The 15,578-nt window shown below is 73.1% G+C and carries 19 protein-coding genes; 16 read left to right on the top strand and 3 right to left on the bottom strand.

The genetic code is table 11. The annotated features are described in order from the left end of the window. Positions 1 to 15 precede the first annotated feature (15 nt). Together ACFV18_RS24250 and ACFV18_RS24255 are read right to left on the bottom strand one after the other, a co-directional pair. Entirely contained in the window at positions 16 to 654 is a 639-nt protein-coding gene (locus tag ACFV18_RS24250) for a TIGR03085 family metal-binding protein (RefSeq protein WP_380486498.1), read from the bottom strand. 29 nt (positions 655 to 683) lie between these two features. After that, a complete protein-coding gene (locus tag ACFV18_RS24255) occupies positions 684 to 1,154 on the bottom strand; it encodes a septum formation family protein (RefSeq protein WP_380486500.1) in 471 nt (156 codons plus the stop codon). Between the two features lie 143 nt (positions 1,155 to 1,297). Between ACFV18_RS24255 and ACFV18_RS24260 the strand changes: the two genes are divergently transcribed. Then, positions 1,298 to 1,612: a hypothetical protein gene (locus ACFV18_RS24260; RefSeq protein ID WP_380486502.1), complete on the top strand. Its 315-nt coding sequence runs from the start codon at positions 1,298 to 1,300 to the stop codon at positions 1,610 to 1,612. 128 nt (positions 1,613 to 1,740) lie between these two features. Continuing rightward, on the top strand, positions 1,741 to 3,300 hold the full coding sequence (locus ACFV18_RS24265) for a hypothetical protein (protein ID WP_380486504.1): 1,560 nt from the start codon (positions 1,741 to 1,743) through the stop codon (positions 3,298 to 3,300). Positions 3,301 to 3,369: 69 nt separating this feature from the next. On the opposite strand, the gene ACFV18_RS24270 is transcribed toward ACFV18_RS24265, so the two are convergent. Further along, positions 3,370 to 4,068, bottom strand: a complete 699-nt coding sequence (locus ACFV18_RS24270) for a hypothetical protein (RefSeq protein WP_380486506.1) — start codon at positions 4,066 to 4,068, stop codon at positions 3,370 to 3,372. A gap of 123 nt (positions 4,069 to 4,191) precedes the next feature. Between ACFV18_RS24270 and hisI the strand changes: the two genes are divergently transcribed. The 14 genes from hisI (at position 4,192) to ACFV18_RS24340 (ending at position 15,473) form a co-directional block, all read left to right on the top strand. Then, positions 4,192 to 4,566, top strand: coding sequence for a phosphoribosyl-AMP cyclohydrolase (hisI, locus tag ACFV18_RS24275; protein WP_380486508.1), 375 nt, complete (start codon positions 4,192 to 4,194; stop codon positions 4,564 to 4,566). Between the two features lie 42 nt (positions 4,567 to 4,608). Continuing rightward, entirely contained in the window at positions 4,609 to 6,111 is a 1,503-nt protein-coding gene (locus ACFV18_RS24280; protein WP_380486510.1) for an anthranilate synthase component I, read from the top strand. Between the two features lie 686 nt (positions 6,112 to 6,797). Further along, positions 6,798 to 7,406: a TIGR02234 family membrane protein gene (locus ACFV18_RS24285; RefSeq protein ID WP_380486512.1), complete on the top strand. Its 609-nt coding sequence runs from the start codon at positions 6,798 to 6,800 to the stop codon at positions 7,404 to 7,406. 131 nt (positions 7,407 to 7,537) lie between these two features. Next, positions 7,538 to 7,786, top strand: coding sequence for an HGxxPAAW family protein (locus tag ACFV18_RS24290; protein WP_380486514.1), 249 nt, complete (start codon positions 7,538 to 7,540; stop codon positions 7,784 to 7,786). A 92-nt stretch (positions 7,787 to 7,878) separates the two neighbouring features. After that, positions 7,879 to 8,313 carry a DUF2752 domain-containing protein gene (locus ACFV18_RS24295; protein WP_380486516.1) on the top strand — a complete coding sequence of 145 codons (435 nt, stop codon included), beginning with the start codon at positions 7,879 to 7,881 and terminating at the stop codon, positions 8,311 to 8,313. A 140-nt stretch (positions 8,314 to 8,453) separates the two neighbouring features. Then, a complete protein-coding gene (trpC, locus tag ACFV18_RS24300; RefSeq protein ID WP_380486518.1) occupies positions 8,454 to 9,266 on the top strand; it encodes an indole-3-glycerol phosphate synthase TrpC in 813 nt (270 codons plus the stop codon). Between the two features lie 9 nt (positions 9,267 to 9,275). Beyond that, entirely contained in the window at positions 9,276 to 9,425 is a 150-nt protein-coding gene (trpM, locus tag ACFV18_RS24305; protein ID WP_167349402.1) for a tryptophan biosynthesis modulator TrpM, read from the top strand. Between the two features lie 55 nt (positions 9,426 to 9,480). After that, positions 9,481 to 10,713 carry a tryptophan synthase subunit beta gene (trpB, locus tag ACFV18_RS24310; protein ID WP_380486520.1) on the top strand — a complete coding sequence of 411 codons (1,233 nt, stop codon included), beginning with the start codon at positions 9,481 to 9,483 and terminating at the stop codon, positions 10,711 to 10,713. A gap of 2 nt (positions 10,714 to 10,715) precedes the next feature. Further along, positions 10,716 to 11,525 (top strand): tryptophan synthase subunit alpha, encoded by an 810-nt coding sequence (gene trpA, locus ACFV18_RS24315; RefSeq protein WP_380486522.1) that lies wholly within the window; start codon positions 10,716 to 10,718, stop codon positions 11,523 to 11,525. Positions 11,526 to 11,702: 177 nt separating this feature from the next. After that, positions 11,703 to 11,864 (top strand): hypothetical protein, encoded by a 162-nt coding sequence (locus ACFV18_RS24320; RefSeq protein WP_380486524.1) that lies wholly within the window; start codon positions 11,703 to 11,705, stop codon positions 11,862 to 11,864. 129 nt (positions 11,865 to 11,993) lie between these two features. Further along, the gene (locus tag ACFV18_RS24325; protein ID WP_380486526.1) at positions 11,994 to 12,506 is read left to right on the top strand and encodes a MauE/DoxX family redox-associated membrane protein; all 513 of its coding nucleotides are present in this window, start codon (positions 11,994 to 11,996) and stop codon (positions 12,504 to 12,506) included. 63 nt (positions 12,507 to 12,569) lie between these two features. Further along, the gene (locus tag ACFV18_RS24330) at positions 12,570 to 13,427 is read left to right on the top strand and encodes a thioredoxin domain-containing protein (RefSeq protein ID WP_380486527.1); all 858 of its coding nucleotides are present in this window, start codon (positions 12,570 to 12,572) and stop codon (positions 13,425 to 13,427) included. A gap of 90 nt (positions 13,428 to 13,517) precedes the next feature. Continuing rightward, positions 13,518 to 14,546, top strand: a complete 1,029-nt coding sequence (gene lgt / locus ACFV18_RS24335) for a prolipoprotein diacylglyceryl transferase (RefSeq protein WP_380486529.1) — start codon at positions 13,518 to 13,520, stop codon at positions 14,544 to 14,546. A 186-nt stretch (positions 14,547 to 14,732) separates the two neighbouring features. Then, positions 14,733 to 15,473: a VIT1/CCC1 transporter family protein gene (locus ACFV18_RS24340; protein ID WP_380486531.1), complete on the top strand. Its 741-nt coding sequence runs from the start codon at positions 14,733 to 14,735 to the stop codon at positions 15,471 to 15,473. Positions 15,474 to 15,578 lie beyond the last annotated feature (105 nt).

The raw sequence follows: 15,578 nt of genomic DNA on the forward strand, positions 1-15,578 counted from the left end.
GCGTCGCACGGGCCCTCAGCTCTCCGGCAGCGGCAGCGCCTCGGCCAGTGCGGCGACCGCGGCCGGGTCGCCCTGCACCGTCACCGCCGTCCTCGCGCCGCGCCCGAGCAGGAACAGCACCAGCTCGCCGGGCTCCCCGGTCACCGTCACCAGCGGCCGGTCCCCGCGACGGATCGTCACCTCCCGGCCGTCCGGCCGCGTCAGGCGCAGCGACACCGACGGCCGCGACTCGCCCAGCCGGGCCGCCGTCGGCACCCGCCGCCACAGCGCCTCCGCCAGCTCGGGCGACACCGGCTCCGGCTCGAAGGCGACCGCCCGGCGGACGTCCTCCGCGTGCACGAAGTACTCCAGCAGGTTCGCCGCCTCGTCCACACCCGGCAGGTTGAACGGCGAGAGGGCCGGTGGCCCCGAGCGGAAGGACTTCACCAACTGCTCGTACGGGCGCTTCGCCGTCCGGTCCTGCACCCGCTGCGTCCACTTGGCCAGCGCCCGCACCTTGATCCCGGCCGCCGCGTCCGGACGGCCCTCCCGCACCACCAGGTGTGCCACCAGATCCCTGGTCAGCCACCCCGCACACAAGGTCGGCCCGTCCGGGCCGGCCGCCGACAACAATCCGGTGAGACGGGCACGCTCGGCCCGCGCAAGGCTCGACATGCCGCACAGCCTACGCAGCGGTCGGGCCGTCAGGCCTTGAAGGTCAGTGCGCAGGTGACTCCGCGCCAGCCCTGCTGGTAGAACTCCAGCGGCAGGCCGATCGAGGTGGCGTGCCGCGGGCCGTCGCCGGTGCGCGCCAGGGCCTGCTTGCTCGGCTCCTTGCACAGCTCGGTCATGGTGCGGTAGATCGCCGGCAGATCGGCGAGGCCGTCCGGCAGGTCCGTGTTGGCGATCGCCTCGGCGTCGTGCGGCTGTTCGCAGGGGACGGCGGTGGGCTGCTGCACCTTGCTGAGCCGCGGCACCTGGAAACACGTGCCCGGCGTGAAGTACGGGTACGGAACTTCCTTGGTCGGACTCGGTGAAGGTGCCGGGGAGGAACTGGGGGGAGACGGTGGGGCGGCGGCCTGCCTGTGCGGCTCGGGCCACAGCAGGACGGCGGCCAGCGCAGCCAGTACGGCCGCCACCACCGCAGTCAGGACCGTCTTCTGTCGCCCGCTCATGCCAACCCCCTGGTTCCCTGCCCATTGTGATGGCCGGCCGGTTGCCGCGTCAGTGCTTTTCGGACATCTGTTTGCGAAGCCTTTGCATGCGGATCAGTAGGATGACCGGCCAGTTGAAAGGTCGCCGAGGGAGGGCAACTGTCATGGGGGACGGCGGATTTCGGGTCGAACCGGGCGCACTCGATCGATATGCGTCACTGCTTCAGGAGCAGTCCGAACAGCTGAGCAGGATCGCGTCGGCCACCGCCGCGATCACCATCTCGTCCGACGCCTTCGGACACCTGCCGAACGCCCAGCACCTGGCCTCGGCGTACCAGGAGCACGCGAACGCCAACCGGGAGAACGTCGGCGCGCTCGGCAACGCCGTCAACGGCACCTCCGAGGGGCTGGCGGGCGTCTCGCAGAACTACGCGGACCACGAGGACCACGTGGTGCGCACGATGGGCGGTGGTCGGTAATGGCGGGGAAGGGCGGCAGCTCCGGAAGGGTCTCGACCCCCAGTCCGTCGCGCCGGACACCGCCGCCGCAGCCGGCGCCGTCGCGCCCGGCCACGCCGCCGTCGCGCCCGGTGTCGCAGCCGCCGAACGTGCGGCACCCGCAGCAGCCGCCGCAGCCGCAGGCCCCGCACGTGCCGCCGCAGCCGCAGGCGCCGCACCCGCAGCAGCCGCCGCAGCCGCCGAACCACCCGACGGGCGCCGACGACGGCGGCGCCGACGGGGTCGGGCCGATCGATCCGCGGGAGAGCTGGTTCAGGGGCAAGCTGAGGGATGGCGCTTCGACCGCCATCGACGGCCTGGTTCAGCGCGGCACCGACTGGGCGGGCGACCGGATCTTCGGCCCGAAGGAGCCGGCGAACCCCGAGCCGGGCGGCGGCGCCGCGCCGTCGACCGGGCTGGACGGTGTCGGCGACGGCGGCGCGGAGGGCGAGCGGGGGGTGCCGCGCGGGCCCTGGGAGGAGAACCCCGGCTTCGCTCCGGGCGGCAGGCGGGACCCCGGCTACGACGTGGACCCCGGTTTCCACGTCGATCCGGGCGGCGGCGGCGTCTGGAGCGGCCCCTACCCCGTCTCTCCGGGCAGCTTCCCGAATGGCCCGGGCAGGGAAATGACCGGTGTCAGCGACGCCTATGCCTGGGCGCACGCCCGGGTCGAGCAGGCGATGGCGAACCTCGACCCGGCCGAGCACCCCGACCGCAGCGGCCTGGGCGGAATGCTCGACGAGGCGGTCGAGTGGGCGCTGGAGCAGTCCGGTCTGATCGGGATGCTGGAGAAGGTCACCGGCAACCTCGCGGAGCTGAACGCGGCCGCCGAGGAGTGGCAGGCGCAGGCGCACGCCGTGCAGTCGGTCGCGACCGAGCTGCGGGGCGGCGCGGTGCCGCTCGCCGAGGCGTGGTCGGGCGGCGCCAGCGACGCGTTCGGCGGGCACATGGGCGAGGTCGCGGACGCGCTCGACCAGACCGCGCAAGGCATGCTGCAGACCGCGCAGATCATCAACTCGGCGGCGCAGGAGTGCGCGATGGCCGAAGGCATGGTGATCCAGATCATCAGCGAGGCGATCGAGGCACTGATCGTGTCGCTGGCCGCCGAGGCGGTGATCGCGGTGTTCACCATGGGCATCGGCCTGATCGCGGACGCGCTGATCACCGAGGCGGAGATCGCCGTCTTCGTGGCTCGGGTGGCCCGGGTCTCGACGCAGCTGGCCCAGAAGCTGGAGGCGCTGCTGAAGGCGCTGAAGGAGATGGGCGCGGCGGTCAAGGCCGTCCGCAACATGGAGGGCATCAGCAAGGCGCTGAGCCAGGTCAAGAACGTGAAGGCCGCGTTCCAGGGCATGCGGGAGCTGGAGCAGGGCGAGGGGATGATCGCCAAGGCCGCGCAGAAGCTCGACGGCGAGGCCGGCCAGTGGGTGAACGGCAAGTTCCGCGAGACGCTCGGGATCGACCAGGACGACCCGGTGCAGATGGGTGACGGAACGGTCAAGGGCACGCTGAAGGCGGCCGGGCAGTCCGCCTGGGCGGTCGGCAAGGCGGGCCTGACGAGCGACGTCAACAAGGAAGCGGTCAAGCAGGAACTCCTGCACGACGTGGGCCTGGCCAACGACCCGGCGCCCTACCGGGTGGACGAGTCGCGGATCGCGACCGCGTTCGGCTGACCGGCCTGGGGGCCCCGCCGCCACTACGGCGGCGGGGCCCTCGTCGTACGGTCAGCGCCCGGCCGTCGGTCAGCGCCCGGCCGTCGCCGCGCGGAACGCCTCGCGCTCGTCCGAGTCCTCGAAGTCCAGGGCGATCCAGGAGCCGTCCCCGAACAGCAGGTCCTGGCGGGCGGCCCAGATGTCGTTCGGGGTGTCCGGGCGCAACCACCAGCTGCCGAGCGGGAGTTCGTACAGCGGGACGGCCCGGTAGTGCTCGTGGTGCTGCCCGTAGGTCCAGCGGCTGAGGATCAGCAGCCGGCGGTCCGTCAGCAGCACCGTGAAGTAGTCGTGGTCGGCCCGCAGCTTCTCGCCGGGTGTGGTCCGCACCGCCCGCCAGACCTGCCATGCCGTCGAGCCCTCGTCGCCGCTCAACGAGCCGCCGTGCAGCGGCCGGCGGATCGCCCGGTAGGCGCGCCGGGTCAGCGACAGGCCGTACGGGCGCCGCAGGTGCACGTCCGGCGTGAACCAGTAGACGAACCAGCGCGGCAGGAAGTACAGCAGGAAGCCGTACCAGAGCCGCACGAAGAAGTTGTGGATCCAGGCCAGCGGGGCGTGGCTCGCGGCGCGGACGGTGTCGCGGTCCCACCAGAGCGGTGCGAGGCGGTCCAGTTTCATCGCCCAGGTGCCGATCATCGGCTCGCCGGGGTGGAGGTGCTCGCCCGCCGTCCGCTGGAGCAGGTGGTGACCGAAGGCGACGGTCGGCAGTGGTTGCGACTGGTACTGACTCACCCGGCAAATCCCCCATCGTGCAGAGCAGTTCTGTTTTTGTCGGGGCTCAAACTACCGGGTCCGGGCCGGTCGCCCGGGCGGACCGGGCCAGCTCGCGAGACGCGGCCTGCGAGAATGGACCGCATGTCGACCAACCCCGCCACCCCCGGCAGCACCGCCCTGGACCCGGCCATCGCCGCCCGCCTCAAGCGCACCCCGGACGGCCTGGTGCCCGCCGTCGCCCAGCAGTACGACACCGGTGAGGTGCTGATGCTCGGCTGGATGGACGACGAGGCGCTGCACCGCACCCTGACCACCGGCCGCTGCACGTACTGGAGCCGCAGCCGGAGCGAGTACTGGGTGAAGGGCGACACCTCCGGCCACGTCCAGCACGTGAAGCACGTCGCGCTGGACTGCGACGGCGACACGGTGCTGGTCAAGGTCGACCAGGCCGGCGCGGCCTGCCACACCGGCGAGCGGACCTGCTTCGACGCCGACGTGCTGCCGCTGTCCCGCTAGCCTGTTCCCGACCACCCGCTGCTCCCATCTGATCGGTGCTCCATGGAACTTGAGGCTTTCCGCGCGCTCGCCGCGGACACCCGGGTCATTCCCGTCACCCGCCGGCTCCTCGCGGACGGCCTCACTCCGATCGGCGTGTACCGCAGCCTGGCGGCCGAGCGGCCCGGCACCTTCCTGCTGGAGTCCGCCGAGCAGGGCAGCTGGACCAGGTACTCGTTCGTCGGGGTGCGCTCCGGCGCCGTCCTGACGGTCGGTCAGGACGGCGGCGCGCGCTGGCTGGGCGAGCCGCCGGTCGGCATCCCGACCTCCGGCGACCCGCTGGAGGTGCTGCGCGCCGCGCTGGCCGCCCTGCACACCCCCCGGCACCCGGACGACGGCCTGCCGCCGCTCACCGGCGGCCTGGTCGGCTACCTCGGCTACGACGTGGTCCGCCGCCTGGAGAACCTGCCCGACCGCACCCCGGACGACCTGCGGCTGCCCGAGCTGACCCTGCTGCTGGCCACCGACCTGGCGGTGCTCGACCACGCCAGTGGCACCGTGCTGCTGATCGCCAACGCCGTCAACCACAACGACCTGGCCACCGGCGTGGACGAGGCCCACGCCGACGCGGCGGCCCGGCTGGACGCGATGGAGGCCGACCTGCGCCGCCCCGTCGACCCGGGCCTGGCGACCTGGACGCCGACCGAGGTGGAGGCGCACTCGCCGTTCGGCGGCGAGCCCTACCGCAAGGCGGTGGAGATGGTGAAGGAACGGATCCGGGCCGGCGAGGCCTTCCAGGTGGTGCCCTCGCAGCGCTTCGAGGCGCCCTGCGAGGCGTCCGCGCTGGACGTGTACCGGGTGCTGCGCACCACCAACCCCAGCCCGTACATGTACCTGTTCCGCTTCCCCGGCCCCGACGGCGGCGCGGAGGGCGGCTTCGACGTGGTCGGCTCCAGCCCGGAGGCGCTGGTCAAGGTCGCCGAGGGCGAGGCGATGGTGCACCCGATCGCCGGCACCCGGCACCGCGGCGCCACCGCGATGGAGGACGCCGAGCTGGCCGCCGAGCTGCTGGCCGACCCGAAGGAGCGGGCCGAGCACCTGATGCTGGTCGATCTGGGCCGCAACGACCTGGGCCGGGTCTGCGCGCCGGGGTCGGTCGAGGTGGTGGAGTTCATGGCGGTCGAGCGCTACAGCCACGTGATGCACATCGTCTCCACCGTCACTGGCAAGGTCGCCGAGGGCCGCAGCGCGCTCGACGTGCTCACCGCCTGCTTCCCGGCGGGCACGCTCTCCGGCGCGCCCAAGCCCCGCGCCATGCAGATCATCGAGGAACTGGAGCCCACCCGCCGCGGCCTGTACGGCGGCTGCGTCGGCTACCTGGACTTCGCGGGCGACTCGGACACCGCGATCGCGATCCGCACCGCGGTGATCCGCGGCGGCACCGCGTACGTGCAGGCCGGGGCGGGCGTGGTCGCCGACTCCGACCCGCACGCCGAGGACGCCGAGTGCCGCAACAAGGCCACCGCCGTGCTGCGGGCGGTCGCCGCCGCCAACACGCTGCGCTGAGCTCGGCGGTTCCGGGGGCGGCGATTCTGCGGGTGGCGGCGAGGGGTGCTGACGCTCGGTCGCTCAGGGGCCTGATGGGGTGTGGTGGTGGGCGGTGCTGGGGCCTGACGCGCGGTGGCCCGGGGGTGGTGGTGGCGCGGAGGCCTGACGCCTGGCGGCGCAGGGGCGGTGGCGGGCGGTGCTGACGCTTGGTCGCTCAGGGGCCTGATGGGGTGTGGTGGTGGGCGGTGCTGGGGCATGACGTGCGGTGGCCCGGGGGTGGTGGTGGCGCGGGGGTCTGACGCCTGGCGGCGCAGGCGGCGCAGGGGCGGCGTGGGGCGACGGCGCGGGGGTCTGACGCCTGCGGCGCAGGGGCGGTGGCGGGCGGCGTGGGGCGACGGCGCGGGGGCCTGACGCCTGCGGCGCTGGGGCGGTGGCGAGGGGCGCTGACGCTTGGTCGCTCAGGGGCCTGATGGGGTGTGGTGGTGGGCGGTGCGGGGGCATGACGCGCGGTGGCCCGGGGGTGGTGGTGGCGCGGAGGCCTGACGCCTGCGGCGCAGGGGCGGTGGCGACAGCGCGGGGGTCTGACGCCTGGCGGCCCCGGGGGCGGTGGGCGGTGCGGGGCTGATGTCCGGCTGCCGAGAGGCTTGGCTCGGGGGTGCAGGGGCGGTGGTGGGCGGTGGGGTGGGGTCGGGGACACTGGTCGGGTGAGTGAGACTCCCGCTGCCCCCAAGTCGTCCCGTGGCACCCTCGTGCTGATGCTGCTGCTGACCGCGCTCGGTGCCGCCCTGGTGCTGACCGCCGTCGGCCGCACCTGGGCGGAGGGGGTGGCGCCGGGCACGGCCGGTGGCCGGATCGCGATCTCCGCCTCGGGCAGCAAGCTGACCGGCCTGCCGACCGGCACGGCGCTGGTGGCGATGGCTGCCGCCGTCGCGGTGTTCGCGGTGCGCGGCCGGGCCCGGCTGCTGGTGGGCCTGCTGACGGTGCTGGCGGGCGCGGGCGCGGTCGCCGGGGCACTGATCGGCCGGGCCGACACCGCGGGCCTGCACACCCTGGCCGCGACGCAGCTGGGGCTGACCAGTGCGCACGCCGAGGAGATCACTCGCACTGCCTGGCCGTGGGTGGCGCTGGCGGGCGGCCTGCTGCTGGTCGCGGCCGGTGCGCTGACGGTGCGCTTCGGCCGGAACTGGCCCGCGATGGGCTCCCGTTACGAGGCCCCGACCCGCCGCCGTCCGGCCGGGAAGGCCGGGGCGACCGGTAACAGCCCCGCTGACCTGTGGAAGGCGCTGGACCGCGGCGAGGACCCCACCGGCTGAGTGTGCTCGGCACCACGGCGGCCCCCGCTTGGGGACGCCGTGTTCGGCCCGGCACAATGGAGGGGTCAACCCGTCGAGCGCCACCCCGGACCGCCCGACCGGGGCCCCGTAGAACAAGGAGCAGCATCAAGATGGCTTCAGCAGCGCACGGCCACACTCCCGCCGCGTGGACCGGCGTGGTCATTTCCTTCGTCGGTTTCTGCGTGGCCGGCGTGGCCATGATCATGCCGAACGTCGTGCTGACCATCGCTGGCCTCGCCGTGGTCCTGATCGGCGGCGTCGTCGGCAAGGCGATGTCGATGGCAGGCATGGGCAAGCAGCCCAGCAAGCACTACGCGCCGGCGCCCACCGAGGAGCGCCCCGCGGTCACCACGGCCTGAACCTCGGCGTCAGGTTTCGAACGGCGGGCCGCGCGCCCGCCGTTCGGCGTTTTCCGGGGAGTTTCCGGAGCGGCCCGGGCACAATCGTGCCCGTGAACGCTCCCCCCGTCCCCACCGCCGGCTCGGTGCCGCGCCGCCTGGTCCGCCCGCTGGCGGCGCTGGTCGCGGTGGCGATGCCCACCGCGTTCGTCGCCGCGGTCGACCCGAACATCCCCGGCCACTACCCGGTCTGCCCGGTGCTGCAGGCGACCGGCTGGTGGTGCCCCGGCTGCGGCGGGCTGCGTTGCGTGCACGCGCTGACCAGGGGCGAGCTGCTGACCGCCGCCCACGACAACCTGCTGGTGACGCTGCTGGCGCTGGCCGCGCTCGTGCTGTGGCTGCGCTGGACGGTGCGGGCGCTGCGCGGCCGCCCCGCAGGCTTCCGGCTGACCGGCCGGCAGACGGTGCTGCTGCTGCTGGCCCTGGCCCTGTTCACGGTGCTCCGGAACCTGCCGGTCGGCGCCGGCCTCGCGCCCCCTGCGGTCTGAGCGGGCGCCCGGCGGTCCGCCGATCGAGACGCACGCCGGTCGGATGCTGAGTGCGCCCCCCGGGCCCGATACCATCGAAAGGCCGGGGCTGTGCATCTGCGTCCCCGGCCTCACCAGCGATACACGATGGGGGCGCACGCGTGACTGTGCTCGACGAGATCATCGACGGGGTCCGGCAGGACCTTGCCGAGCGACAGGCCCGAACCTCCCTGGACGAACTCAAGGAGCTCGCGGCGAAGGCACCCGCGGCGAAGGACGGCGCGGCCGCCCTGCGCGGCGACGGTGTCCGGGTGATCTGCGAGGTCAAGCGCTCCAGCCCGTCCAAGGGCGCGCTGGCGGCGATCGCCGACCCGGCCGCGCTGGCGGTCGACTACGCGGCCGGCGGGGCCGCCGCGATCAGCGTGCTCACCGAGCAGCGCCGCTTCGGCGGCTCGCTGGCCGACCTGGACGCGGTGCGGGCCGCGGTCGAGACCCCGATCCTGCGCAAGGACTTCATCGTCACCGCCTACCAGCTGTGGGAGGCCCGCGCGCACGGCGCGGACCTGGCGCTGCTGATCGTCGCCGCGCTGGAGCAGCCGGCCCTGGTCTCGCTGATCGAGCGGGCCGAGTCGATCGGGCTGACCCCGCTGGTCGAGGTGCACGACGAGGAGGAGATCGCCCGCGCGGTGGACGCCGGCGCGAGGATCATCGGCGTCAACGCCCGCAACCTGAAGACCCTTGAGGTCGACCGGAACACCTTCGGCAACGTGGTGGACGCCATCCCGGCGCACATCGTCAAGGTCGCCGAGTCCGGGGTGCGAGGCCCGCACGACCTGATCACCTACGCCAACCAGGGCGCCGACGCGGTGCTGGTCGGCGAGTCCCTGGTGACCGGCCGCGACCCGCGCACCGCGGTCGCCGACCTGGTCGCCGCCGGGGCCCACCCGGCGCTGCGCAACAACGGACGGGGCTGACCCTCCGCCATGTCGATCGCCACCCGTCTCGCCCCCGGTTGCCGCCCGCGCGGCTGCCGCGCGCCCGCACGCCGGGTGCTGGGGCGGCGGGTGCGGTACGTGATCGGCTGCGAGCCCGGACAGGTCCCCGGACGCCGATGGCGCGGAACCCGCGGCTGAGTACTCCCCGCCCGTTCCACCTTCACGCCGTCAACTTCCAGACAGAGGACTGTCCATGTCCGAGCTCAACGTTCCGGGTACCCAAGTCCCGGACGCTCGTGGTTACTTCGGCGCCTACGGCGGCCGCTTCATCCCGGAGGCGCTGGTCGCCGCCGTCGAGCAGGTCGCCGAGGAGTACGAGAAGGCCAAGGCCGATCCGGCGTTCGCCGCCGAACTCGACGCCCTGCTGAAGGACTACACCGGCCGGCCCAGCCCGCTGACCGACGTCCACCGGTTCTCCGCCGAGGCGGGCGGGGCGCGGGTGCTGCTCAAGCGCGAGGACCTGAACCACACCGGCTCGCACAAGATCAACAACGTGCTGGGGCAGGCACTGCTGACCCGCCGGATGGGCAAGACCCGGATCATCGCCGAGACCGGCGCCGGCCAGCACGGCGTGGCCACCGCCACCGCCTGCGCGCTGTTCGGCTTCGACTGCACCATCTACATGGGTGAGGTCGACACCCAGCGGCAGGCCCTGAACGTCGCCCGGATGCGGATGCTGGGCGCCGAGGTCGTCCCGGTCAAGTCCGGCAGCCGCACCCTGAAGGACGCCATCAACGAGGCGTTCCGCGACTGGGTCGCCAACGTGGACACCACCCACTACCTGTTCGGCACCGTCGCGGGCCCGCACCCGTTCCCGATGATGGTGCGCGACTTCCACCGGGTGATCGGCATCGAGGCCCGCCAGCAGGTGCTGGACCGCACCGGGCGGCTGCCCGACGCGGTGGTCGCCTGCGTCGGCGGCGGCTCCAACGCGATGGGCATCTTCCACGAGTTCATCCCGGACGCGGGCGTGCGCCTGATCGGCTGCGAGGCGGCCGGCGACGGCGCCGACACCCCCAAGCACGCCGCCACCCTCACCAAGGGCGACCCGGGCGTGCTGCACGGCTCGCGCACCTACGTCCTGCAGGACGAGGACGGCCAGACCATCGAGTCGCACTCGATCTCGGCCGGCCTGGACTACCCCGGCGTCGGCCCCGAGCACGCCTGGCTGAAGGACACCGGCCGGGCCGAGTACCGCCCGGTCACCGACCGCGCCGCGATGGAGGCGCTGCGGCTGCTGTCCCGCACCGAGGGCATCATCCCGGCCATCGAGTCCGCGCACGCCCTGGCCGGCGCGCTCGAACTCGGCCGCGAGCTGGGCCCGGAGGCGACCATCCTGGTCTCGCTCTCCGGCCGCGGCGACAAGGACATGCACACCGCCGCCGAGTACTTCGGCCTCTACGACGACGCCGAGGGGACCAACTGACCATGGCCGACACCAAGCTCACCACCGCCCTTGCCGCCGCCAGGGCCGAGGGCCGGGCCGCCCTGATCGGCTACCTGCCGGCCGGCTTCCCGACCGTGGACGGCGGCATCGCCGCGATCAACGCGCTGATCGAGGGCGGCTGCGACGTCGTCGAGGTCGGCCTGCCGCACTCCGACCCGGTGCTGGACGGCGCGGTCATCCAGACCGCCGACGACATCGCGCTGCGCGGCGGCGTGAAGATCAAGGACGTGCTGCGCACCGTTGCCGAGGTCGCCGCCGCCCACCCGGCCGTGCCGGTGCTGGTGATGACCTACTGGAACCCGGTGGACCGCTACGGCGTCGCCCGGTTCGCCGCCGACCTGGCCGCGGCCGGGGGAGCGGGCTGCATCCTGCCCGACCTGCCGGTCGAGGAGTCGGTGGAGTGGCGCAAGGCCGCCGGGGAGCACGGCCTGGACACCGTGTTCGTGGTCGCCCCGTCCTCCAAGGACGCCCGGCTGGCCGAGGTCACCGCGGCCGGCTCCGGCTTCGTCTACGCCGCGGCCGTGATGGGTGTCACCGGCACCCGGGCCGCGGTCGGCAACCTGGCCGAGGACCTGGTGGCCCGTACCCGGGCCACCACCGCGCTGCCGGTCTGCGTCGGCCTGGGCGTCTCCAACGCCGACCAGGCCGCCGAAGTCGCCGCGTTCGCGGACGGCGTGATCGTCGGCTCCGCGTTCGTGCAGCGCCTGCTGGACGCCGCCGGGCCGGCCGACGGCCTGGCCGCCGTCCGGGCGCTGGCCGCCGATCTGGCGTCGGGTGTGCGCCGCAAGTAGTTCGCGCGGTTCGGAGGGCCGCCCGGGGAGCAACAGCCGCTCCCCGGGCGGCTCTTCGGCTTTCTCGGGCCGCCACCTGATCGGGTGAACTGTCCCGGGCGTTCGGTGATCTTGTCGCGGCCCGGGCCGTTGAACCCGCTGACGGTCGGTCGGTGAAAGGGCGTGCGGATGGCTCGGGTGCACAAACCGGTCCTGCTGCGGGCACTGGCGGCGGGCCTGGCGCTGGCCGCCGCACTGGCCGGAACCGGCGGCGTGGAACGGGAGTTGGCGCGCCGCGGTGCGGAGCGGGCGGTGGTCTGCCAGCACTCGGAGGCGGAGTGCGGACCGCCGGGCCGATGACCAGAAGAATCGGATGTATGACCGTATAGCGTCACTCATCCGGCGTAACTGGCGAATATGGAGGAACCGCACCTCATCCCCTACGGTTCATCAGGCAGGAAACGGTGAAGCGCGCCCGAGGGGGAACTGATGGCCAGTCAACAGGCCCAACACGGCCGGGTGAGCGGGTTTCGCCGGGTCGTGGACGGTCCGGCGGCCGAGTGGTTCGGACTGGTGGTGCGGCTGGGCCTGGCCGTGGTGTGGGGCTGGGCCGGACTGGCGAAGGTCGCCGACCCGGCGGAGGCGGCACAGGCCGTGCGGGCCTACGCGATCCTGCCGGAGGCACTGGTGAAGCCGGTCGGCTGGGGGCTGCCGTTCCTGGAACTCGCACTGGCGGTACTGCTGGTGCTCGGCCTGGGCACCCGGGTGGTCGCGGTGATCTCCGCGACGCTGCTGGTGCTCTTCATCGCCGGCATCACCTCCGTCTGGGCGCGCGGCATCTCGATCGACTGCGGCTGCTTCGGCGGCGGCGGCCCGGTGAGCGAGTCGCAGACCAAGTACGTGCAGGAGATCCTCCGCGACACCGGCTTCCTGCTGCTGTCGGCGTGGCTGATCTTCCGCCCCCGCACCAAACTCTCGGCGGACGCCTGGCTGGCCGCCTGACCGCACCCCGTCCCGCAGCACCCAACGAAGAGAACCGATCCCTGGACCATGGCAGAGCACCTCATGAGCGAGAAGAACGAAGAAGGCAAGCGCAGCGCCCGTGAGCGGATGCTGGTGGAACGGGCGGAGCAGGAGGCCCGGGCGAAGCGGAAGAAGAAGCTGGTGGTCGGCGGCGCGGTGCTCGGCGTGATCGCCGCCGCCGTGGTGGTCGGCGTGGTGGTGCAGAACCAGCGCTCCAAGCCGGAGACACCGACCGCCGCCCCCGCGGGCACCATCGGAGACAAGAACCTGATCATCCCCGTCGGGTCCGCCAACGCCCCGTCCACCCTCACCGTGTACGAGGACCCGCGCTGCCCGGCCTGCGGCGCCTTCGAGCGCGCCTTCTCGCCGACCATCGACCAGCTGGAAGACGCCGGCAAGATCTACCTCAACTACCACATCGTGTCGTTCATCGACCGCTCGCTCGGCGGCAACGGCTCCAAGTACGGTGCCAACGCGCTGGGTTGCGCGCAGAACGCCGGGCACTTCCGGGACTACCACGACGTGCTGTACCGCAACCAGCCCGGGGAGACCGAGGACACCTTCGGCAGCAAGCAGGCCCTGATCGACCTGGGCAAGCAGGTGCCGGGCCTGGACAACGCCGAGTTCCAGACCTGCGTCAACACCAACAAGTTCGCCGGCTGGGTCTCCGCGGTGCAGCAGAACTTCGACAAGTCCAGCTTCAAGTCGACGCCCACGGTGCTGCTCAACGGCGAGCCGATCTACCCGAAGAAGGGCGACGAGCAGATCAGCCCGGAGAACCTGGTCAAGTGGGTGGACGAGGCCAACCAGGGCAAGCAGCTGGGCACCCCCGGCTCGCACGGGCAGAGCCCGGCGCCCACCTCGACCGCCGCCGAGACCAACACCCCGCCCGCACCCTGACGGCCGGACGACCGGCCGGGAGGAGTGACGCTTCCGTGACCCGTTCCGGTGCCGGTGCGGCGGGCGGGACACGGTAGCGTCGAGGGTGTCATGGATCTCGCATACATTCCGAGCCCGTCGCGGGGAGTCCTCTACCTGGGACCCATCCCGCTTCGCGCCTACGCGTTCTGCATCATCATCGGTGTCGTCGTGGCCGTGTGGCTCGGCAGCAGGCGCTGGGTCGCCCGCGGCGGCGGCCGGCACACGGTCGGCGACATCGCCGTCTGGGCGGTGCCGTTCGGCTTGGTCGGCGGTCGGCTGTACCACGTCATCACCGACAACCAGCTGTACTTCCGCGAGGGCAAGAACCCGCTCGACGCGCTGAAGATCTGGGAGGGTGGCCTCGGCATCTGGGGCGCGATCGCCTTCGGCGCGGTCGGCGCCTGGATCGCCGCCCGCCGCCGCGGCGTCGCGTTCCCCGCGTACGCCGACGCCATCGCCCCCGGCATCGCCCTCGCCCAGGCCATCGGCCGCTGGGGCAACTGGTTCAACCAGGAGCTGTACGGCAAGCCCACCACGCTGCCCTGGGGCCTGGAGATCGACAAGACCCTGCCGAACGGCGAGGTGGTCACCGGCACCTACCACCCGACCTTCCTGTACGAGTCGATCTGGTGCGTGCTGGTCGCGGTGGCGGTGATCTGGGCCGACAAGCGCTTCACCCTCGGCCACGGCCGGGCCTTCGCCCTGTACGTCGCGCTCTACACGCCCGGCCGGTTCTGGACCGAGTGGCTGCGCATCGACGAGGCACACCGCTTCTTCGGCCTGCGGCTGAACGACTGGGTGGCGATCGCCGTCTTCATCGGCGCGGTGGTCTACCTGGTGCTCTCCGCCCGGCTGCGCCCCGGCCGCGAGGACCCGGACGAGATCGACCCGCAGGCCACCCGCGAGCGCGCCGAGGCGGCGGCCCGGGAGAGCGGCGCGGAGGCGATCGCGGACGCGCCCGGCAAGGGCGGCCCGAAGGACGCTCCCAAGGACGGCCCGAAGGGCAGCCTCAAGGACGGCCCGGAGGACGGCCCGGAGGACGGCGACGGAGCCGCCGAGCACAATGCGGACGTCAAGGATTCCGAAAAGTCTTCCTGAGTACGCGAATTGACCCCGTTGGGGCCGCTCCCGCCACGGTCGGCGGGGGCGGCCCCAACTGCCTTTGGGCAGGCTTACTTTGCTGGAAAGTCGCAGGTCAAACGGCTACGTTCGAGGGGTACGACCAGCCCTGGCCGGAATGCGCCCCGGGGGGCCTTCGCCGTGCCCGGAAGGGGAGCCGCCAGCATGAGCACGATCATCGCCGACCCGTACACCAACGGTCCGCAGCCCCGGATTCCGGCCGACGGCCACCACCGGGACGTCAACGGCGGCTGGCTGCGGCCGGCCGTGTTCGGTGCGGTGGACGGCCTGGTGTCCAACTTCGCGCTGATGACCGGCGTGGTCGGCGGGGCCGCCGAGCCGAGCACCGTGGTGCTGACCGGACTGGCCGGACTGGCGGCCGGCGCGTTCTCCATGGCCGTCGGCGAGTACACCTCGGTGGCCTCCCAGCGCGAGCTGGTGGAGGCCGAGCTGGAGGCCGAACGGATCGAGCTGAAGCGCAACCCGCAGGGCGAGCTCGCCGAGCTGGCCCAGCTGTACGTGGCCAAGGGCGTGGACCCGGAGCTGGCCATGGAGGTGGCCCGCCAGCTGTCCGCCGACCCCGCCACCCTGCTCGCCGTGCACGCCCGCGAGGAACTCGGCGTGGACCCGGAGGACCTGCCCTCGCCGCTGGTCGCCGCCGGCTCCTCGTTCGCCTGCTTCGCCCTGGGCGCGCTGCTGCCGGTGCTGCCGTACCTGCTGGGCGCGACCGCACTGTGGCCGGCCGCGCTGCTGGCGACGCTCGGCCTGTTCGGCTGCGGCGCGGCGGTGGCCCGGGTGACCGCCCGCACCTGGTGGTTCAGCGGCCTGCGCCAGCTGGCGCTGGGCGGCGTGGCAGCGGCCGTCACCTTCCTGCTGGGCCGCCTGATCGGCGGGGCGATCGGCTGACCGGCCACCTGGCAGGGCCTGTACGAACACCCGGATCTCTGCATGGTTATGCACTGCGGCGCGTGATGTTCCACACATGGGCAGCGGCCTCCGCCTTGCCCTAGT

This window comes from Kitasatospora sp. NPDC059673, assembly GCF_042734215.1.
Lineage (GTDB): Bacteria > Actinomycetota > Actinomycetes > Streptomycetales > Streptomycetaceae > Kitasatospora.

Bases quoted from the DNA above. Each gene is read 5' to 3' on its own strand.
- ACFV18_RS24250 (WP_380486498.1), bottom strand. From the start codon at position 654: ATGTCGAGCCTTGCGCGGGCCGAGCGTGCCCGTCTCACCGGATTGTTG.
- ACFV18_RS24255 (WP_380486500.1), bottom strand. From the start codon at position 1,154: ATGAGCGGGCGACAGAAGACGGTCCTGACTGCGGTGGTGGCGGCCGTA.
- ACFV18_RS24260 (WP_380486502.1), top strand. From the start codon at position 1,298: ATGGGGGACGGCGGATTTCGGGTCGAACCGGGCGCACTCGATCGATAT.
- hisI (WP_380486508.1), top strand. From the start codon at position 4,192: ATGTCGACCAACCCCGCCACCCCCGGCAGCACCGCCCTGGACCCGGCC.
- ACFV18_RS24280 (WP_380486510.1), top strand. From the start codon at position 4,609: ATGGAACTTGAGGCTTTCCGCGCGCTCGCCGCGGACACCCGGGTCATT.
- ACFV18_RS24290 (WP_380486514.1), top strand. From the start codon at position 7,538: ATGGCTTCAGCAGCGCACGGCCACACTCCCGCCGCGTGGACCGGCGTG.
- trpM (WP_167349402.1), top strand. From the start codon at position 9,276: ATGTCGATCGCCACCCGTCTCGCCCCCGGTTGCCGCCCGCGCGGCTGC.
- trpB (WP_380486520.1), top strand. From the start codon at position 9,481: ATGTCCGAGCTCAACGTTCCGGGTACCCAAGTCCCGGACGCTCGTGGT.
- trpA (WP_380486522.1), top strand. From the start codon at position 10,716: ATGGCCGACACCAAGCTCACCACCGCCCTTGCCGCCGCCAGGGCCGAG.
- ACFV18_RS24325 (WP_380486526.1), top strand. From the start codon at position 11,994: ATGGCCAGTCAACAGGCCCAACACGGCCGGGTGAGCGGGTTTCGCCGG.
- ACFV18_RS24330 (WP_380486527.1), top strand. From the start codon at position 12,570: ATGAGCGAGAAGAACGAAGAAGGCAAGCGCAGCGCCCGTGAGCGGATG.
- lgt (WP_380486529.1), top strand. From the start codon at position 13,518: ATGGATCTCGCATACATTCCGAGCCCGTCGCGGGGAGTCCTCTACCTG.
- ACFV18_RS24340 (WP_380486531.1), top strand. From the start codon at position 14,733: ATGAGCACGATCATCGCCGACCCGTACACCAACGGTCCGCAGCCCCGG.